Annotated in this window: 20 protein-coding genes and 1 pseudogene; 14 read left to right on the forward strand and 7 right to left on the reverse strand. The window is 54.6% G+C overall.

Translation table 11 applies throughout. The annotated features are described in order from the left end of the window. The first annotated feature begins 153 nt into the window (after positions 1–153). A complete protein-coding gene (locus DFS28_RS30870; RefSeq protein WP_111450553.1) occupies positions 154–492 on the forward strand; it encodes a hypothetical protein in 339 nt (112 codons plus the stop codon). Positions 493–524: 32 nt separating this feature from the next. On the opposite strand, the pseudogene DFS28_RS15860 reads toward DFS28_RS30870, so the two are convergent. The 4 genes and pseudogenes from DFS28_RS15860 to DFS28_RS15880 all read right to left on the reverse strand — a co-directional run. Further along, positions 525–638 (reverse strand): annotated as a pseudogene (locus tag DFS28_RS15860) (DUF1214 domain-containing protein); the annotation flags it as partial. Between the two features lie 21 nt (positions 639–659). Then, positions 660–2,231, reverse strand: coding sequence for a GGDEF domain-containing protein (locus DFS28_RS15865; protein ID WP_111450554.1), 1,572 nt, complete (start codon positions 2,229–2,231; stop codon positions 660–662). 357 nt (positions 2,232–2,588) lie between these two features. After that, positions 2,589–3,380 (reverse strand): lipopolysaccharide biosynthesis protein, encoded by a 792-nt coding sequence (locus DFS28_RS15875; protein ID WP_165934002.1) that lies wholly within the window; start codon positions 3,378–3,380, stop codon positions 2,589–2,591. A 193-nt stretch (positions 3,381–3,573) separates the two neighbouring features. Further along, positions 3,574–5,331 (reverse strand): murein L,D-transpeptidase, encoded by a 1,758-nt coding sequence (locus tag DFS28_RS15880; RefSeq protein WP_111450555.1) that lies wholly within the window; start codon positions 5,329–5,331, stop codon positions 3,574–3,576. Between the two features lie 82 nt (positions 5,332–5,413). On the opposite strand from DFS28_RS15880, the gene DFS28_RS15885 reads away from it, so the two are divergent. The 8 genes from DFS28_RS15885 to DFS28_RS15920 all read left to right on the forward strand — a co-directional run bounded on the left by DFS28_RS15885 (position 5,414) and on the right by DFS28_RS15920 (position 12,160). Continuing rightward, positions 5,414–6,118: a murein L,D-transpeptidase catalytic domain family protein gene (locus DFS28_RS15885; RefSeq protein ID WP_111450556.1), complete on the forward strand. Its 705-nt coding sequence runs from the start codon at positions 5,414–5,416 to the stop codon at positions 6,116–6,118. Positions 6,119–6,228: 110 nt separating this feature from the next. Next, positions 6,229–7,926, forward strand: coding sequence for a copper resistance system multicopper oxidase (locus DFS28_RS15890; RefSeq protein WP_111450557.1), 1,698 nt, complete (start codon positions 6,229–6,231; stop codon positions 7,924–7,926). 11 nt (positions 7,927–7,937) lie between these two features. Then, positions 7,938–8,849, forward strand: coding sequence for a copper resistance protein B (locus DFS28_RS15895; protein WP_111450558.1), 912 nt, complete (start codon positions 7,938–7,940; stop codon positions 8,847–8,849). Between the two features lie 55 nt (positions 8,850–8,904). Then, the gene (gene copC / locus DFS28_RS15900) at positions 8,905–9,276 is read left to right on the forward strand and encodes a copper homeostasis periplasmic binding protein CopC (RefSeq protein ID WP_111450559.1); all 372 of its coding nucleotides are present in this window, start codon (positions 8,905–8,907) and stop codon (positions 9,274–9,276) included. A 3-nt stretch (positions 9,277–9,279) separates the two neighbouring features. Beyond that, a complete protein-coding gene (gene copD / locus DFS28_RS15905) occupies positions 9,280–10,215 on the forward strand; it encodes a copper homeostasis membrane protein CopD (RefSeq protein ID WP_111450560.1) in 936 nt (311 codons plus the stop codon). A gap of 282 nt (positions 10,216–10,497) precedes the next feature. Continuing rightward, positions 10,498–10,920 (forward strand): hypothetical protein, encoded by a 423-nt coding sequence (locus DFS28_RS15910; protein WP_111450561.1) that lies wholly within the window; start codon positions 10,498–10,500, stop codon positions 10,918–10,920. A 99-nt stretch (positions 10,921–11,019) separates the two neighbouring features. Next, positions 11,020–11,289: a heavy-metal-associated domain-containing protein gene (locus tag DFS28_RS15915; RefSeq protein WP_111450562.1), complete on the forward strand. Its 270-nt coding sequence runs from the start codon at positions 11,020–11,022 to the stop codon at positions 11,287–11,289. Between the two features lie 85 nt (positions 11,290–11,374). Beyond that, positions 11,375–12,160: a transporter substrate-binding domain-containing protein gene (locus tag DFS28_RS15920; protein WP_111450563.1), complete on the forward strand. Its 786-nt coding sequence runs from the start codon at positions 11,375–11,377 to the stop codon at positions 12,158–12,160. A 78-nt stretch (positions 12,161–12,238) separates the two neighbouring features. On the opposite strand, the gene DFS28_RS15925 is transcribed toward DFS28_RS15920, so the two are convergent. Continuing rightward, positions 12,239–12,457 (reverse strand): hypothetical protein, encoded by a 219-nt coding sequence (locus DFS28_RS15925; protein WP_111450564.1) that lies wholly within the window; start codon positions 12,455–12,457, stop codon positions 12,239–12,241. A gap of 471 nt (positions 12,458–12,928) precedes the next feature. Here DFS28_RS15925 and DFS28_RS15930 point away from each other — a divergent pair, with 471 nt between their 5' ends. From DFS28_RS15930 to DFS28_RS15940, 3 genes are all read left to right on the forward strand, one after another. Beyond that, the gene (locus DFS28_RS15930) at positions 12,929–13,198 is read left to right on the forward strand and encodes a hypothetical protein (protein ID WP_046057033.1); all 270 of its coding nucleotides are present in this window, start codon (positions 12,929–12,931) and stop codon (positions 13,196–13,198) included. 293 nt (positions 13,199–13,491) lie between these two features. Then, positions 13,492–13,722: a hypothetical protein gene (locus DFS28_RS30875; RefSeq protein WP_256596887.1), complete on the forward strand. Its 231-nt coding sequence runs from the start codon at positions 13,492–13,494 to the stop codon at positions 13,720–13,722. Between the two features lie 391 nt (positions 13,723–14,113). After that, the gene (locus DFS28_RS15940; RefSeq protein WP_111450565.1) at positions 14,114–14,623 is read left to right on the forward strand and encodes a TIR domain-containing protein; all 510 of its coding nucleotides are present in this window, start codon (positions 14,114–14,116) and stop codon (positions 14,621–14,623) included. 182 nt (positions 14,624–14,805) lie between these two features. Here DFS28_RS15940 and DFS28_RS15945 read toward each other — a convergent pair whose 3' ends face one another. Together DFS28_RS15945 and DFS28_RS30430 are read right to left on the reverse strand one after the other, a co-directional pair. Beyond that, positions 14,806–15,642, reverse strand: a complete 837-nt coding sequence (locus DFS28_RS15945) for a macro domain-containing protein (protein ID WP_111450566.1) — start codon at positions 15,640–15,642, stop codon at positions 14,806–14,808. Positions 15,643–15,977: 335 nt separating this feature from the next. Further along, positions 15,978–17,294, reverse strand: a complete 1,317-nt coding sequence (locus tag DFS28_RS30430; RefSeq protein WP_132834307.1) for a hypothetical protein — start codon at positions 17,292–17,294, stop codon at positions 15,978–15,980. 417 nt (positions 17,295–17,711) lie between these two features. Between DFS28_RS30430 and dusA the strand changes: the two genes are divergently transcribed. Together dusA and tal are read left to right on the forward strand one after the other, a co-directional pair. Then, on the forward strand, positions 17,712–18,707 hold the full coding sequence (gene dusA, locus DFS28_RS15955; protein WP_111450568.1) for a tRNA dihydrouridine(20/20a) synthase DusA: 996 nt from the start codon (positions 17,712–17,714) through the stop codon (positions 18,705–18,707). Between the two features lie 178 nt (positions 18,708–18,885). Then, positions 18,886–19,812: a transaldolase gene (tal, locus tag DFS28_RS15960; protein WP_076030394.1), complete on the forward strand. Its 927-nt coding sequence runs from the start codon at positions 18,886–18,888 to the stop codon at positions 19,810–19,812. Positions 19,813–19,968: the final 156 nt, after the last annotated feature.

A 19,968-nucleotide genomic window follows, 5' to 3' on the forward strand; every position in this document is an offset into this window, starting at 1 on the left:
CCATTGCAGCAATTGAAGAACCGTTGACACAACCATTGCTAATCGAAGACCGCTGCCCTGTAATTGCACGCCGGCCACTCGTCAACCACGCGGCACCACGCGCTCTGTCCATCACACCCACATCAGGTAACGACTCATCTCTGGAGACGCACCATGATGAGCATCAAAATGACTTCGCTGTTACTGGCTGGAGTGCTGTGCACCCTGTCCGTCGGCATTTTTGCAGCCTCAGGCGATGGCGCTGATGCGACCGGTACCCGATCGGGTTCAATCGGCGGCTCGACCATGGCGCCCAACAATTACCCTGCCCAACCCTCGAGCGACCATAACGCTAACAGCAGCAATAGTGGCTCGGACTCGTCGGGTAGCGGAAATGGTGGCAATCCCGGGAACAGCGGCTCTGGCGCGGGGGGTGGCACGGGCGCGGCGGGCGGTGGAACGGGTGGTGCGGGCGGCGGGACGGGCAGCTGGACGCGTAAAAGCAGCCGATGATCGTCGGCTGCTTTTGGGCCTGAAACGCGGAACTAGGTTGGCTTGACCGGCGGAGGATTCCACTTGCCGTTCAACACCTCGGGCTTGGGCCCATATAAACGCATGGTCAGGTTGAACCCGCCCTTCGGTGCCGGCAGCCAATTGGAGAAACACCCTCGATAGACACCTCAACGATCCGAACGCAGCAGCGCATCGACACCACCCTCCATCGACAGCACCGCCGAGCGGTTTCGCCCCGAATGCTTGGCTTGATACAGCGCCGCATCCGCACGTTCGATGAACACTTCCATGCTGTCCCGCCCCGTCGGTACAAACGAATAACAACCCAGACTGACCGTCACGAAGCCCGTGGGTGAACCGCTGTGGATGATGTTCTTGTCCATGACGCTGCGACGGATCTGCTCGGCAATCACCAGCGCGCCGTGAATGTCGGTGTCGGGCAGCAACACCGCAAACTCCTCTCCGCCGTAGCGCACGGCCAGATCGGCTTTTCGATGGCAGCACCCCTTCACCGCCCGCGCCACTTCAGCCAGGCAATGGTCCCCTGCCACGTGGCCGTAAGCGTCGTTGTAGCGCTTGAAGTAATCGATATCGAGCATGATCAGGCTCAGTGAACTCGACTGCCGGGCGCCTCGGCCGAACTCGATGTCCAGCGCGCCCTCGAACAGCCGGCGATTGCCCAGGCCGGTCAGGCTGTCGTGGGTCGCGATCAACTTCAGCGCTTCTTTTGCCTTGCGCAAATCCGCCTCGACCTGTTCGCCGACACGCACCTGATAAAGGAACATCCAACCGAACAGCCCCACACCCAACACCACCAGGGCAACGATGACTGAGGAGCGAAATGCCGTGTCGTACCAATCCTTGAGAATCGCCTCCCTGGACGAGGCGGCAGACACGACCAACGGATAAGCGTCGAGCTGACGGTAGCCATACAACCGCACAACACCATCGACCAGCGAGCTGAACATCGCGTTACCGGAAGGCGCGTTGGGCAGCAATTTCTCGAAGATCTCGCTCTTGGCCAGTGATGTGCCAATCTGCGACTCCACAAACGGCCGTCGCGCCAGCAGCGTTCCGTCGGTCAATCCCAAAAACATCGAACCGTTATCATCAATGCTGAAGCTTTTGAAGAACTGATCGAAGTACGCCATCTTGATACCGGCCAACAAGACGCCCTGGAAATTGCCATTCTTGTCGTTCAGCCGTTTGGATATCGGGATGATCCATTCGCCATTTTCCCGACTGCGAATCGCCGGCCCGATGTGCGCCAGGGAGGAGACGTTCTGCTGGTGGAACTTGAAATAATCGCGATCCCCTACACCCGGTCCGCGTGGCAGTTCGTCGAAAGAGGTAACGACCCACTGCCCCTTTTGGTCGAACAGAAATATCCCGTGCAATTGATTCAGCGCCTGCACCCGCCGGGCGAATGTTTTCTGCAAGCGTGCCTTTTGGGGCGCGCCGAAACCGTCAGCCTGAATCCAGTCGGCCAGACTGGTCAGCACCAGATCGGCTTGCATGAAGGTGTCTTCGGCCTGCTGCGCCATGGCCCGCGTCAGGTTTGATGACGCCACTTGCGCCAAGGCCAGGTCATGCCGGCGCGACTGCTCCAGTTGCAGGTACAGCAAACCGCACAGGCTCAGGCACACGACCGCAATAAACAGTACCGCTGCTTTGCGCAGAGGTAACCGTTTCAACGTGACGCCGGTGGCGTGGTGCGGATCGTGCGCAGGGATAGGCAAAAGCTCGTCCTGTAAGGGTAAGGCATGGGTAGCACCCCAAAACCCTTATTTTTTGTGAGCTTAGTCTACGGGGGGGTATGGGGCAAATGTCCTTTGGCTAGCCGCCGCATCGCACGGTGCAATTGCGCCCGAGCACTTTCTGCCCCCCCTGGCGCATTAGCACACGGTGTGCACCGACCTGTCCGAATTGCCACCGACCGAGTTGGCATTGATCAGCCGCGAGGGAGCACTGACCGGGTTGCAACAGACGTTGGTGGAGTTTTTTCGGGAGGAATCAGGAGCTGTAGGGAATCAATAAGAGGGGCTCAGCAAGCCCCATTCTCGAGGGCACCCATTTCAATAAAGCACGAACAACCTTTAGATCAACTTGTCGATCTCATCCAACGTCACTCGCGGAATGAGCTCACCCGGAATCCTTGAAGAACTGGATAAGTTGTAGACCTGAAAATCTTCATCCACGACGTACTTGGACAAGATCTCGAACGACGGCAGGATTCTCGTATAAAAATGCTGATCGAGCAGGCATGGCGACGCTAACGTGCCGACCTCTTCGTAAAAACGGCTCACCGACTGATTCAAGTCGACGCCCACTAAAAACACCTTGGTAAACCCCACGTGATAGGCAATCTGTAACGCCAGATAGGCCACAGTACGTGCATCAAAAAAACCGCGTTTAAGGTTCTTGCTGAAACCAAGGGTTCTATTACGGCCATTTCCGAGTTTGCGACTTCTGACGAGTTCTTTATCGGCCCTGAACACCAGGTCTGTCCAGGAGAGCTTGGGTGCTCGACCGAGCAAATACAGCTCGCCCTCAGGCGCTACTGTCGTATGCCAGATGTGCTCTTGCCACAGTGCAACCCGCTGACTGATGCGCATACCCTCTGAAAACAGTTCGGGTTGCTGTCGGGAAAAGCCTTGATCGGTACAGGCATAAAAGAACGGCTTGATACCTGTCCCGGAGAACATGGAAATGGCGCCGTTCATTGTGATCATCGGAACATCTGCAAACTTTTCCAGCGGAAAATCTTTAGCTGACGCCCCCGAGGCGATGATAAACACGGCACCTTTTTGGATGTTGCGGCACTCATCGAGGTCATGCACATCAAGCATACCTGTGTTGAGTGACGTTTTTTTTTGCGCAACATCCATCTTCAATTTCCTATCCCTTACATCGATGATCGGTGACTATTCGGCATTGTGATAGTTTTCAACGGGTGAGCCAACCTTTTGGCTTCGCCAACCCCGGAATCTGCGACGGAGTGCAAAGGTTGATGCAGAGCGCTTGCATCGTTGGTGCATCGATGACCTGACCGTTACATACGGATAACAAGTCCCGCTTCCTTCACGGCCATTGCCGGTTTTGCCCCGTTGCAACAGCGGAAGTTCCTGCTCGTTGCACATCCAGAACAGGCAATTCCGAAGGCAGATTCAATCCCCGCAGTACCGCGGAATCGTAGCCGTATACATCCGGTTTAAACATCACTCGACCATCGCTACTCAGGTCCACTGTCCAGTAAGCCAACAGCACCGGCACCTTGACGGGAAGCCTGATGTTTTCGGTCTTGCCATTAGCCAACTGGGCCTGTATTCCGGCGCTGTTCCAACGAACCGGGTCGTTGAACAGCAGTTCAACTAACTGCAGTGGGTTCTCCACGCGTATGCAGCCTGAACTGGTGGCTCGACGCGATTGCGCAAACAGTTCGCGATGCGGCGTGTCGTGGAGGTAAATCGAATATTCATTGGGAAACCGAATGGCCACCTGCCCGAGCGAGCCGTCCGGGCCTGCATCCTGTCGCAACGTGATACCGCGCGCATTACTCCAGTCGACGGTCGCTGGATCGAGCACATTCCCCTCTCGATCAAGCGCTCTTATCCGGTTGGCCGCAAGGTAGCCGGGATCTCTTTGAATCTTCGGCAGCATGTCTTTGACGAGGATGGTCGGCGGCACGGTCCAGGTGGGGTTGAACGTCACGTAAGTAATCTCGGATTGAAACACCGGCGTACTGCGGAACGGCTTACCGACCTGAACTCGGGAACGCCATATCGCCTTACCGTCGCGATAAAACGCCACCTTGTAACCCGCAATATCAACGATGACAAAAGTGCCCTGAAGTTTGTACAGCAACCAACGCGCACGCTCCATGTTCACCCGGACCTGGTCTATCCGCGCCTCTACGGGCACATTCAACGCCGCCAGTGTCGCGGCCCCCGCCACGCCGTCCGCCCCCAGGTATTGCTCGGCCTGATACTTTTTCACCGCCGCGGCGACGCTGTCGTCGTAATCAGTGCGTGGCTTTTTTGATGGGGCCAGATAACCACCTGCCACCAAACGTGCTCGCAACTGCGCGACAGAGGCGTCATCCATGCCTGGCTTGAGCGATTGGCCTTCGGCAATCTTCGGCCAGCCGCCCGCGTCCCGAACCTTGCGCAGTTGCGCCAGGCCCACACGCAGGCTGCGGTAAACCGCCTCTTGTGGCGGTGCTTGCGCAAAGGCGCGCGCCACGTCATGAGCATCGAGCGCGGCGAACAAGTTATTCATGTCTCCACGAGGATCGGCGCCGACGGGGTCGAAGTTCCAATGGATGTCCAGACGCGAAGGGTCAACCTTGCCGCGCCGCAATTGCAGCAGCGCGGTGACAAAGGTCCGGGTCGCCGCGATATCGAATGCCGCCCGTTGCGCCACCGTCGGCTCTGCTGCCTGCATCGATGCTCTGGCCTTCGCCAACTCATCAATATGAAAGTCCGCAGGGTCCAACCCATCGGCCTGCGTCTCGCTCAGGCTTTTCAATAACTGAATGACATCGCTGTCGTTCGCCCAAGCCGAGCGATAACCCCGATGCATGTAAAAATCCATGACCACACGACTCGGATCCACCCGTCGATAGCCACGGGAAGTGAGCAAGGGTGGAAACGATGAACTCAATGGCTCAAATGCCGCCTGAATCGTTTGAGCGACGTAATCGTCAGGTGCCGCGCCAGCTCTGCTGATGACGGCAGATACCGCCTCAATCGGCGAAGTTTCTGCAATCGCTGCGCCGCTGATCAGAAAGCCCATAAAAAAGATGCGGCTTATGACGAATAACCTTGTTAACTGCCCCATGGATAATCCTTAATCGCCCCGTATTCAACGGCTAGCACTTCTGCACACTGCTAGACTCGAAACATTAATGTGAGATTTACATATGGCGCTAGACCGCTTTGGCTTCCTCTTCACGGCCCTGCTGCTGACGTCAGTTTCAGTACCGGCAGCCTACGCCGATTCGCTTGAAGCCGCGCTGCTCAAAGCAGCACCTGACGCCAACGCCAAAGTCATCGGGCTGGCCGTACGCGCTACCCAATGCAGCTTGGCCCAAGGTAAAGCCCCTGTCCAAAGACTCGCTGTCATCGACTACTCACTGCCTTCGACCGAACAACGGTTGTGGGTGTTCGATCTGAAGAAACGCAAATTACTATTCCACGAACTGGTCGCCCACGGTCGCAACAGCGGCGAGAACATGGCGGTCAAGTTCTCCAACCAGAATGAAAGCTTTGCCACCAGTCTTGGTTTATATCGGACCCAATCGAGCTATGTCGGCCAGAATGGTTATTCCTTGCGCATGGAAGGTCTGGAGCCGGGGTTCAATGACAACGCATTAGAGCGGGCGATCGTTATTCACGGGGCGCCCTATGTCAGTCCGGTTCTTGCCCGAGCGAATGGCCGGATCGGTAGAAGCCTGGGTTGTCCGGCTGTGCGGCCGGCGATTGCGCATAAGTTGATTGATTCGATGAAAGATGGGCAGTTGTTGTTTTCTTACTATCCGGATCAGCGCTGGTTGAAGTCGTCTTCGTATATCAATTGCGGTGGCGGCACGGTGGCCGCAACGTCAACGCCTGGTACAAACCAATAAATACGGCATGAACCTGACAAAACTGTAATCCCCGCCTCAGCCTGCTGAAAGGCGCCGCCCGTTAGCCTCGTCGTCAAGCTCTCTCCACGCTGACGGACCGGGAAAACGGAATGCATTCCAACACATCAAGACGCACCTTCGTGAAGGGGCTGGCCGCGGGCGGGCTCCTCGGCGGGCTCGGGTTATGGCGCACGCCTGTCTGGGCGGTCACCAGCCCTGGCGAGCCCCAGGTTTTGGCGGGCACCGACTTCGACCTGTTCATCGGCGAAACCCCGGTCAACATCACCGGCAACCCGCGCACCGCGATGACCATCAACGGCGGTATTCCCGGCCCCCTGCTGCGCTGGCGCGAAGGTGACACGGTGACGCTGCGGGTGAAGAACACACTCAACGCCAACACCTCCATTCACTGGCACGGCATCTTGCTGCCGGCCAACATGGACGGCGTGCCGGGGCTGAGCTTTCACGGCATCGAGCCGGACGGCATGTACGTTTACCAGTTCAAGGTCCGGCAGAACGGCACTTACTGGTACCACAGCCATTCGGGTTTTCAGGAGCAGTCCGGCGTTTACGGGCCGCTGGTGATTGACGCCAAGGAACCGGAGCCGTTTCAGTACGACCGCGATTACGTGGTGATGCTGACCGACTGGACCGATGAAGATCCGGTCAGCCTGATGAAGACGCTGAAAAAACAGTCCGATTACTACAACTACAACAAGCCCACCGTGGGTGATTTCATCCACGACGTCAGTGAGAAAGGTTGGGGCTCCACGGTCGCCGACCGAAAGATGTGGGCCGAAATGAAGATGAACCCCACCGACCTGGCCGACGTCAGCGGCGCAACTTACACCTACTTGATGAACGGCCAGGCGCCGAACTCGAACTGGACGGGCGTGTTCCGGCCGGGCGAGAAGCTGCGCCTGCGCTTCATCAATGGCTCCGCCATGACCTACTTCGACGTGCGCATTCCCGGGCTGAAAATGACGGTGGTTGCTGCGGATGGCCTGCACGTCAAACCGGTGAGTGTCGATGAGTTTCGCATTGCGGTGGCGGAGACTTTCGATGTGATTGTCGAACCGACCGAAGCCGCTTACACCTTGTTCGCCCAGTCGATGGATCGGACTGGCTTTGCACGCGGCACGCTTGCCGCGAAGGCGGGTTTATCCGCGCCGGTACCGCCGCTGGACCCACGGCCGCTGGTGACCATGGATGACATGGGCATGGGCGGCATGGATCACGGCAGCATGGCGGGCATGGATCACAGCACCATGGCCATGCCCGGCATGCAGTCCCATCCCGAGACGGAAAAAGACAACCCGCTGGTGGACATGCAAGCCATGACCACCGCCCCCAAACTCGACGATCCCGGCCTCGGCCTGCGCAACAACGGCCGCCGCGTCCTGACCTATTCCGACCTGCGCAGCACCTTCGAAGACCCGGACGGTCGCGACCCGAGCCGTACCATCGAACTGCACCTCACCGGTCACATGGAGAAATTCGCCTGGTCGTTCAACGGCGTGAAGTTCTCCGACGCCGAACCTGTGCGCCTCAAATACGGCGAGCGGGTTCGGGTGGTGCTGGTCAACGACACGATGATGACCCACCCGATTCATCTGCACGGCATGTGGAGCGACCTCGAAGACGAGAACGGCGAGTTCATGGTGCGCAAACACACCATCGACATGCCGCCCGGTTCCCGACGCAGCTATCGGGTCACCGCCGACGCACTCGGCCGTTGGGCCTATCACTGCCATCTCCTGTACCACATGGAAATGGGCATGTTCCGTGAAGTGCGGGTGGAAGAATGAGGCGCCTATCCATGACCAGACTCACTCCCCTTTCTTTGGCACTCGTGACCGCGAGCCTGACACTCTCCTCGGCGATGGCAGCCACCGACGACATGCAGAACATGGATCACAGCCAGATGCCGGGCATGGACCATAGCCAGATGCCGGCCATGGACCACAGCCAAATGCAAAGCATGGACGACGGCCAGATGCAGCCCGCCGCGCCGATCGAAAGCCGCACGCCGATCCCGGCGCTGACCGATGCCGACCGCGCCGCCGTGTACGCAAGCCCGACCGGGCACAACGTGCATGACACCGCGCTCAACTACTACTTCCTCGCCGATAAACTCGAATGGCAGGACGCTGACAACGGCAGCACCCTGGCCTGGGATCTCTCCGGCTGGATCGGCGGCGACATCGATCGCCTGTGGTTGCGCTCCGAAGGCGAACGCACCAACGGCAAAACCGACGACGCCGAAATCCAGGCCCTGTGGGGGCACGCGATCTCCCCGTGGTGGGACGTGGTGACCGGCGTTCGCCAGGACTTCAAACCCGGCGACCCGCAAACCTGGGCTGCGTTCGGCGTGCAAGGCATGGCGCTGTACAACTTCGAAACCGAGGCCACCGCCTTCATCGGTGAAGGCGGCCAAACCGCCGCACGACTGGAAGGCGACTACGACATCCTGCTGACCAACCGGCTGATCCTGCAGCCGACCGCCGAACTCAACTTCTACGGCAAAAACGACCCGCAACGGGGGATCGGTTCCGGGTTATCCAACACCGAAGCCGGACTGCGACTGCGTTATGAAATCCGCCGGGAAATCGCGCCCTATATCGGCGTGACCTGGAACCGGACCTACGGCAAAACCGCCGACTACGCCAACGATGAAGGTGAGGACCGCAGCGAAGCACGCCTGGTGCTCGGTGTTCGCCTGTGGTTCTAAACGCATTAACTCAACAACCAAAAAAACAACCGCTTAAAGCGGTAAGAGGCCTTGCATGCGCATGATTAAAACTACCGCTGTTGTCATTGGACTGCTCATGAGCGCGCTCGCTCAAGCACACCCGAAACTGCTGTCCTCCACCCCGGCCGAAGGTGCGGATGGCGCGGCACCCGGCACCGTCGAACTGCACTTCTCGGAAAACCTCATGACCCAGTTCTCCGGCGCAAAATTGGTCATGACCGAAATGCCCGGCATGGCGCACTCCCCCATGCCGATGAAAGCCAAAGTCTCTGGGGGTAGCGATCCGAAAACCATGGTCATCACACCGCTTTCGCCACTGCCTGTCGGCACCTACAAAGTCGAATGGCGCGCGGTGTCATCGGACACCCACCCGATTACCGGCAACGTTACGTTCAAAGTGAAGTGATTGATGAGCGACTCGGTCAGCATTGCACTGCGCTTTGGGTTGTATGTGGATTTGATGTTGTTGTTTGGGCTGGCGCTGTTTGGACTCTATAGCCTGAAAGGACAGGAACGGATATCGGGTGCGGTATTGCCGTTTCGGTCGATGTTGGGGGGAACGGCAGTGCTGGCTGTGCTGCTTTCCATCGCCGGCATGGTGATGATGGCGAGCGCCATGAGCGGTGAGACGGACTTTGCCGAGCTGCGCCCGCATATCGAGATGATGGTGTTTGAGACGGATGTCGGGCTGGCCTGGGTCGTGCGCATTGTCGCGTTGGTTGTCGGCGGTTTGGCAGTGATGCTCAATCAACGTGCGCCCGGATTCAGCCTGCTGATCGCGTCTTTTGCCGGCGCTATCGCCTTGGCCAGCCTGGCCTGGAGCGGTCACGGAGCGATGGATGAAGGTAGCCGGCGGTATTGGCATTTCATCACCGACATCTTGCATCTGCTGGCGGCGGGGGCGTGGCTGGGTGGGTTGATCGCCTTTGCCTTGTTAGCAAGGATCAACGCACTGCAAAGCGAAGAACGCATCCGGCTGCTCGTCCGTGCTGTTAAGCGGTTTGAATGGGTGGGCGCGGTGATTGTGATCGTGATCACCGTGACGGGAATCGTGAACTACCTGTTCATTGTCGGCCCTGAACTTGACGAGGTGTTTCTCAGCACCTACGGGATTTTGCTGTTTATCAAAGTCGGGTTGTTTGCCGGAATGCTGGTGCTGGCCGCGTTGAATCGGTTTCACCTTGGGCCACTGTTGGAGCGTTCGCTGCAGGACAGGCAATACCAGGTAGCGGCGAATGCATTGCGGCGCAGTGTGGTTGTGGAGTGGGTGGCGGCGGTGTTGATTGTGGGGTTGGTGGCCTGGCTGGGGACGTTGAGTCCAGAGATGGAAATGAGCGCGGAGTAACGTAAAGGGGCACCACTTGATATGGATCAATGACAGCCTCTTGCTCGGGACTAAGCTCAAGGTCACCCCTCGGATCGAGTACGCACTATGCTCCGGTTCCGCACTCACCTACCGCTGCTGATCCGCCAAGTGCTCGCACTGTGGCCGCCCGCACGCCTGCGCTTCGTTCGCTTCAACAATTAAAACCGATCTCCGAGCGTCCGGAATACCGGACGCTCCCTTTGGCTTCGCCTCTTTAGCGCAGCTCAATTCCTGTACGTCCCTGACTCACTGGAGATTGCCATGCATACGCACTTCAAAGCACTCGTCGCCGCACTGCTCATCAGTAGCCCATTGGTTGCTCTGGCCGTCGAGGAACATCACCCCGACACACCGCCAACCGCACCGACCACCGCCACCGCCACCGCCACCGCCACCGCCACCGCCACCGCGCAAGACAAGGCCATGAGCGAGCAGATGGAAAAAATGCAGGCCGCTCACGAAAAAATGATTGCCGCCAAAACCCCGGCCGAACGCCAGGCCGCCATGCAAGAAGGCATGGCCACGATGAAGGACAGCATGGGCATGATGCACAACCATTGCCAAGGCATGGGAATGGGCAAAGGCATGTCCGGCGGCAAGGACCGCTCAGACCAGATGATGGGCATGATGATGAAAATGATGGATCAGCAGTCGAGCATGATGAAGATGCCGATGAACAACTAACGCCCTTTAAGAAGCGCTTGACCTTGCCATCGTGACAAGGTCAACCATCGATCTACTTCATCACACCACCTGCCGCTCACAATCAAAGAGGTTTACGTAATGAACAGCACTGAACTGCAAGTCGAAGGCATGAGCTGCGGGAGTTGCGTCAAACACATCAACGCCGCGTTGCAACCGCTCGCAGGAGTGGGCGAAGTGACTGTCGATCTGGCGTCCGGTCGGGTCAAGGTGACTGGAGATACCCAGAGCGATGTTCTGTTATCGGCATTGAAGGAGGCAGGGTATCCAGCAAGCGTACTGACAGAAGACAAACACGAAAGCGTAAAGAAGAAATCTGGCTGCGGCGGTTCAAGTTGCTGCTGTCACTGAGTCCACCCCGGCGAGGATGAAGTTGAGCGGAGCAGCAGAAAGTAAGTACTCTCAGCACCCTCTCCATCATGGAAGCCGGAAAACAATGAACAACCTGAAAAGCACAATGATGCTCGGTGGCCTGCTCGCTCTATCGTTTGGTGCTCAGGCAGAGCAATCGCACTTGGACAGCGTCATCCAACAGGGCCAATTGCGCGTGTGCACAACAGGCGACTATAAACCCTACACCGTCAAAGCCGAAGACGGCGAATACTCGGGCATCGACATCGCCATGGCCCGCTCGCTGGCCGACAGCCTCGGCGTCAAAGTCGAGTGGGTGCAGACCACCTGGAAAACCCTGATGCCCGACATGCTCGCGGGCAAATGCGACATCGGCGTCGGCGGCATCTCGGTGACGCTGGAACGCCAGAAAAAGGCCTTCTTCAGCACCACGCTGGACGTCGACGGCAAAATCCCGCTGGTGCGTTGCGAAGATCAGGCGCTGTACCAGACCGTCGAGCAAATCAACCAGCCTTCGGTTCGTCTGGTCGAACCGGCCGGCGGCACCAACGAAGCCTTTGTTCACGCCTTTCTACCCAAAGCGCAATTACGGCTTCACGACAACGTGACCATCTTCCAGGAGCTGTTGGACAAGAAGGCTGACGTGATGATCACTGATGCTTCGGAAGCGCTGTATCAGCAGAAACTCAAACCTGGTTTGTGCGCGGTGAACCCGAAGCAATTCATGCAATACGGCGAGAAGGCTTACTTGCTGCCGCGTGATGACATGACCTGGAAGTTGTACGTCGATCAGTGGCTGCACCTGGCCAAGGTGACAGGCAACTACCAGAAAGTTTTGGGCCAGTGGATAGCCACGCCCGAGCCCAAATAGCCGCGCTATACAGCAGTCGCCAACCCAAAGCACACGGCACATCAGGCAAAACGCAAAACGGCGGAAACACTTCCGCCGTTAATCGTCGTGCAACAACCCCGAACTGTACTCGCCGAAGCTGTTGCCGAGCGCACTGCCATGGAAATTCATCTTATTGGGGTTGTTGGTAGGCCCCGGACCAAAACCGGCAGACGGCAGGTTGGCTTCCGAATATTCGCTATGGGTGCTTGCACCCGAACAGGCGCTCAATAGCAACGCACCGGCGATCAGAGCGACTTTGAAGAGGTTCGAGATCATTTTTCAGTTTCCTGTGGGTGGGAAGCGCGGTGACCTTAAGTCGTTATCCTATGCCGCAAGACCGCAAGGAATTATGAAACTGCTGGGCGACAGCGTTGGTTCAGGTAGTGATTGCTTGAGGCAAAAAAGGGAGTTCCCCAGACAAACTGTCAAAAGAGCAACGTCCTACACGACTCTGGGAATTGTCCGTACACTTGCGCATTGCTGTGCTTTTGTCTCGAGGCCTATAGTCCACCCAACGCCAAAATGGCGTGTCGGGTTTGGCGACTCGATGGCAATTGAACTGAAACCTTCGAGCATTTTCGTAGCGTTTCGGAACGCACTTAGCTGCCTGTTTTATGGTGGCTGTGCGCGGGAGACCTTAGGGTCTGCCGGTTTCTCCATTGCCCGGTTCGCCAACCCGCGTACGGCTACCACCCATTCGTTTGGCGACGATTGAGTAGTAGTTTTCTCAAATTAATGGAGCTTCACATGAAAGAATATATGGCTTTAACCAGCAACGCCGACGACCTCCCCTCGCTGTACGTAAACACCACCCAACCGCTGCATTCACTGCTTAGCACCGCACGCTACCGAATTGGCGCGGTAACACAGATCCTGGAAAACCTCGCAATGCGCGGCGACATCACCACGGATTCGGTGATACTCAGCGACTTCGCAATGCTTTGCTGCATACCGTTGCGCGATGGATGTGATGTGCTGGATGTCGTTGCCAGACGTATGGATGCTGAACCGTCCTGACGTCACAAAGGGGCGTCCTCCTCGGACGCCCCTTCGGACTCATGGAAGCTGCCAGCAAAAAGAAGCTCCGTGTACCTCCCTATGCGGTTTGCCCGGATACCATCGATTACATCAGTTGGTCACATCCTTCGGAGGCTATGATGGCCAGCACTAAAATAACCGACAAGCCACGCAGAAAGGTCATCCATAGAGAACTGACGTTCCTGGATGTTCGAGAAGCAGTGCGTAATGGGCAGAAAGTGTTCGATACGTTTGTGATCACTGGCAGGCTTCCAATTACAAAGTAGGCCTGGATGCCGGCAGTCAAAATTGCTGCAGTCTTTCGAAAAGTAAAACACTGGAAAACAATTACCGCACAGTTCTACAACAATAAATTGTTCGGTGAACTGCCTGCCATTTTCGGTAGAGACGAGAAGCTCGACCTGAGCGACATGGGTCATATTCATCTCGCAAGTACAGAAGAGACACATAACCGCTGGAAAAAAAATCAGTCGTCAGTATTATCGAACCGCGCTTGTCGATGATCCTGACAATGACTTCTGGCTCATCTATGCCTCCGACGACTTCAGGGATGAATACCTGTTGCTCGCGGCTACAGGGCCGGATGCTCACAATCGAAAAGAATGGGGTTCGTTCCCGCGGGTGATGCGCAGCGATATCGTAGGGCCCTGGATTGTTGGAAAGCTCGACGCCCCAAATTTGGACAGCCTTTGAATTGCGCATAAAAACTGGTGATTGGCCAGTTTTTTTGCTACTGCTGCAGCCAAGCAAACTCGGAAAGATAAATCCACCTTCTTTCCTGTCCTACTTCTAAATTCGGACTAAATTAGCAGACCAAACAAGCTGAAGTATTTTCCAGACTGTGGTATTAAATCACCTCCAACTATCGATTCAACGACAAAGGAAAATGGAATTATGGGCTATCGAAACAAAACTTACGTGGCTTTTGCTAGTGAGGATATTGGCAAGTACCGCATGATGGAAGCATGGAAGGCGAATGAACACATCGACTTCGACTTTTTTGATGCACATGACCTTTTCATATCTCGCGACACCAGCAAGCCAGAAACGATAAAACGGAACCTGCGTGAGCGGATTAAAAATGCAAAACAGGTAGTTCTGTTGGGTAGCAAGGATGGAAAGAGCAAAGGTGGCGACGATGTCTCCTACTTAGCTTACGAAATCCAAATGATCATTGAACTCAAACTACCAGTGGTGGTGGTTAACCTAGATCAAGATCGGAACGTGGACAGAAACTTCATCCCCAACCCACTATTAAACGAAAACTATTATACTCTCTCGGTTTCATACCAACCAAAGATCATCCAATATGCCTTGGACAACTACGCCACTGCTTTCGCAAGTAGCGATAAAAAAGGGCCTCATTACTACACACCTGAGCACTATACGAAACTGGGGTTATAAATCAAAAGCTCAACCTAAAGGCATTAGCGACTTAAGCGTGGCTTATTTCTATAAAACGGGGATGGATTTGCTTTACCCTTAGGCAAAACAGATCCATTTCCACACAGCAAATAATAGTAAAATCAAGAAACTACAAACCTCCAGCACAACCCGCCACCCAATAATCCTTTAGAAACTTAATTTCACAAACCATTCCTGGCCGACTTTATCTCCAGAAGATTTATTTGATCTATTTTATCTTTATGTATAACGATTGTTAATTTTGCAGGATACTTGAATCTCATCTCGCTAATTCTAAATGTCCAAAGCATTATTTTAAGCAAGTCCTCATCCGAAATATTTCGATGCTCTTTTATTCTTGTTATTCCAGAACCAAAAATTGGAACAGACACACTTCTTTGAGCGTAAACCTTATTGACCTGATCCCAGAACTTTATTAAAAACCCGAGATAGTCTGGCATTGTCAAATACGCTCTATTTTTTTCATCAAATCTTGAAAACGCGGTCAAAAGATAATCTTTATAAACACATATAGTCCCTATGTCATACTTTACTTTTTTTCCAGAGGTCCTTTCGTCATTTTTACCCACCACCTCACCGTCTTCAAAACCATAACCTGCAATATGACCATCCAAAACTTCAGGAGGACACCCTAGATACTCGCTCACGAAAATCCCATTCAGCGAAGCAGTAGAAATTACTTTATCATCCACTTGGGTATCAAAGTATTCATTAAACGCAATAACCTTGAAACCCGACTGCTTAAATATATCCCCTGTCATCACTGTCACCTTGCTACCCTCAATATCCAACTCCACTTCTTTTATATTATTTGACTGAACCCATACCCCAATATATAAAACAAAAAGAAACAGCAGAAAAACAACACCCAGCAATATTTTATAGCTATTCGGGATTTCGATAAAAATCAAGAACAATGAAAAAACAGTGCTGATTGCAGATGTATATCCAAAAAATATCTTCGCAACTTTCCTATCAAAAAAACCAACCTTTTTCATACCAACCAACTCCAGAAATACTTGAATTCCACACTATACAGAATATGCGATGCACGGGAGCAAACCTTTACAAATCCACTTTAGACATATAAACACACGCTCATTTTTTTACGTTAAATAAACCCCGCATTTTATTTAGCAAAAAAACCGGAATATATTTATTTTCCACGCTGCCACATACAAAAATATATTAGCCCTTTTTTTCTCTTAGAAAAATTAAGCTGCGAGGAGGTAGAGAGCCTTCAGAACAAGGTACAGCTTTTGAAGCCGTCGCGACAAAAAAACAATCATCGAAACGGCGTCATTTAGCTAGGTGTATTTGGGTAGATATATCTCTATATTTCACTCCCTACTTGGACATACCCCGACCGCTTATAGTTAACTATCCAGCCGCGAGATGTAATTCCAATTGTTTTTCGCCTTTTATCTGTTTCATCAATGGCACTTTCAATAAGGTTGGCTTCCTCAAGATCTCTGAGGTGCGGTCTCATAGCTTGATTACTTTCAAAGCCAAACTCTTCATATTGGCTTGGCGAGATACTTCCGCCCAAAGTAGCTAATTTTTCGAATACGCCCCACGCTCTACCGCCGACGCCCGTTGTATCGTGATTGTACTGTTCAGCAAGCTCCGCCATCCATGCCTCAATGAGGGCGTATAACCCGTCCGCGTCTTTATCTATATGTTCCTTCTCAACGGCCCAGATACAAAAATCCTCGCTATATTTCATAGCATTGCGAAGGTTCCGACCGCCAATTGCATACAGGTGTGCAAATCCACGGGGACCTACGGGAATAGTTGCATCATCCACAATTTTGAAAACATTCAAGCGCTCTGTAATTAGCTCTTCGATAAACTCTTCTTTGATAGGATCAATCAGAATCGGTTCAGCGAGAACACCCTGCAAACGAGGTGAGGATGCGACACTTCTCGTGATTCCTCGCGCCCCGCACAGTACCCAACGCAAGCCCCGTACGCCAAGGACTTCATCCCTGATCCCTTCAAGCAATGCCCTTGCGCTTTTTGACGTTTGAAGAAGTTCAAGATTATCGATGGTGCATACAAAGCCGCCTGATGCGCTAGTGGGAAAGCAATTTCTTAGCCACGTAAGAACCGTGGTAACGAATCCGTCCTCACTGAACCCTGCTGAAGTGTTGCTAGCATTTCCTGACGCACCATTCACCCCCCCCAATCCAAAAACGGTAACACCACCGCCGATAGAAGAAATAATTGGCGAATTAAGCCACGCATTAATTTGTGCAACATCAGGAACATTATATCCGCGCGCCTTCAAAGACTCATTGTTATCAATGAAGGCTTGAGCGACTCTAAACAGCACTCTTCGCTTAAATGAAGCTGTACTGTCGTCTGGAGTAAGCTGGAATGGCTCCGATATAGGTAGAAGTGCCTGCTGAGATGTCCCGATTACAAAATTTTGTTTTAGTATATAGCCAGAAACCGAGACTAAACTTGTTTTTCCAACTCCATTCGGACCTTCCAAGGTCGGATGTGTGTCGGAAGATCTTAGATAAGTAAGCAGCCTCTTTAGCTCTTTATTCCGACCGACAAGCAGTCTAATGCCTTGCTCATCACCCTGAATCGGACGAGGGCTATACGGGTTATCGGAGAATCCGAGTTCGTTCCATACGCTCATGCTGGGCTCCTTCAGCCAATAGTCAGTCTCGCCTCGTAATAGTCCGGGGCCTGTCGAAGGGCTTTATACACTCATTTCCAGAAGGGCACACTGTGGGGACGCTATGACCATAGACATCCATCATTTTCGGATGCCGATGACCACCGGCTTCCTACATATCAGCTTTGAGGCTCGATTTTCGAAGTGGCCTCCTCAGCAAAAGTCTAAGTTCGCACCTTGAATTTTGCGCCACCTCTGTGAGGTGGGGAGGCCGGCCAGATGATTCTCAGACTTATTTACTCGTAGCGATCCAGTCGATTTCCTCCCATGCCGTTGCTCTGATGAACTGAACAAACGCAGCAAGACTGGCCTAAGCCCAACAACCCCAATCCTGATAAACTCCCCCACCTCCCAGCCTCACCCATCTCAGAACCGCCAATGCTCCCAATCACCGCCACACCCGCCCCGCTCTCCCGCCGCTTCTCCGTCGCCCCGATGATGGATTGGACCGATCGTCACTGCCGTTTTTTCCTGCGCCTACTCTCCAAGCACGCTCTCCTCTACACAGAAATGGTCACCACCGGCGCGTTGCTCAACGGCGATCACGACCGATTTCTGCGTCACAACGAAGCCGAACACCCGCTCGCCCTGCAACTCGGCGGCAGTGTGCCGCTGGACTTGGCCGCCTGCGCGCGAATGGCGCAGGAGCACGGTTACGACGAGGTGAATCTTAATGTTGGCTGCCCGAGTGATCGGGTGCAGAACAATATGATCGGTGCGTGCCTGATGGGGCATCCGCAGTTGGTGGCGGATTGTGTGAAGGCGATGCGCGATGCGGTGTCGATTCCGGTGACGGTGAAGCACCGCATCGGGATTAATGGACGGGACAGTTACGAGCAGTTGTGTGATTTCGTCGGTACGGTTCGGGATGCCGGGTGCACGAGTTTTACGGTGCATGCGCGGATTGCGATTCTGGAGGGGTTGTCGCCGAAGGAGAACCGTGACATTCCGCCTCTGCGTTATGACGTGGCAGCGCGGTTGAAGACGGATTTTCCGGAGTTGGAGATCATTCTCAACGGCGGGATCAAGACGCTGGAAGCCTGTCACGAGCATTTGCAGACGTTCGACGGCGTGATGTTGGGCCGTGAGGCCTATCACAACCCTTATGTGATGGCCGAGGTGGATCAGCAACTGTTCGGCAGCACGGCGCCGGTGATTAGCCGGGCGGAGGCGCTGGCGCAGTTGCGGCCTTATATAGCGGCGCATATTGATGCGGGCGGCTCGATGCACCACATCACTCGGCATGTGCTGGGGCTGGGCACCGGGTTTCCCGGGGCGCGCAAGTTTCGGCAGTTGTTGTCGGTGGATATTCATAAGGCTAAAGAGCCTTTGGTGTTGCTGGATCAGGCGGCGGAGTTGCTTGAGGGGCGTTAACGGTCGCTTGGGTTGAACCTGTGGTCTGATTTGGCATCGTATTTACCGATACCGCGCCCCGACATTCAAACAGCCGTTTTCAGGTTGTTGCCGCTGGGGCCTTCGATACGTACATGCACCCTTGAGTGGCTGTCAGCGCTCGGGTAATGTCATTAGACCCATAGGACAGAGCACGCCCATGACTTCCAAGCTGGAACAACTCAAACAAATGACCACCGTGGTTGCCGACACCGGCGACTTCGAAGCTATCGCTCGCGTTAAACCCGTGGACGCTACCACCAACCCTTCCCTGCTGCTCAAAGCGGCGGCCATTCCCGGTTATGCCGAGTTGCTGAATGCCTGCATTCACGACTGCAAGGGCGATGTGGGCCTGGCCAGCGACCGTTTTGGCGTCGCGGTAGGGCAAGAAATTCTGAAAGTGATCCCAGGCCGTATTTCCACCGAAGTGGATGCGCGCCTGTCGTTCGACACTGACGCCGTATTGAAGCGTGCGCACCGTCTGATCGACCTGTACGACAAGGCCGGCATTGGCCGTGACCGCGTGCTGATCAAGATCGCTTCCACCTGGGAAGGCATCCGCGCTGCCGAAATTCTGGAAAAAGAAGGCATCCAGACCAACCTGACGCTGCTGTTTTCGTTCGCTCAGGCTGCGGCGTGTGCTGATGCAGGGGTTTTCCTGATTTCGCCGTTCGTAGGTCGCATCTACGACTGGTACAAGAAGGCCAACGGCAACGACTACACCGGCGCGGATGATCCGGGCGTGCAGTCGGTGACACGCATCTACAACTACTACAAGGCCAATGACTACAAGACTGTGGTTATGGGCGCGAGCTTCCGCAACCTGAATCAGATCGAGCAACTGGCCGGTTGCGACCGTCTGACCATCAGCCCGGATCTGATTGATAAGCTGGCGGCGGACACTGGCAAGCTGGAACGCAAATTGGCGCCGGGTCACGCTGGTGAAGCGCGTTTGAGCTTGAATGAAGCGCAGTTCCGTTGGTTGTCCAACGAGGACGCGATGGCGACCGAGAAACTGGCTGAGGGTATTCGTCAGTTTGCTCGCGACCAGGAAAAGCTTGAGGCGTTGCTGCAAGCCAAGCTGTGATCTAGTTCAAGGCAATGCAAAAAGGGTGAACCTTGATAGGTTCGCCTTTTTTTGATGCGTTGAATTTGGGTATTGAATGGGCTTCGCACTGAAGGATGTGGGGCTTGTTATGGCGCCATCGCGAGCAAGCCCGCTCCCACAGGGGATTTGTGATGG

Origin of the sequence: Pseudomonas sp. 478 (assembly GCF_003254125.1) — a bacterium.
Taxonomy (GTDB): domain Bacteria; phylum Pseudomonadota; class Gammaproteobacteria; order Pseudomonadales; family Pseudomonadaceae; genus Aquipseudomonas.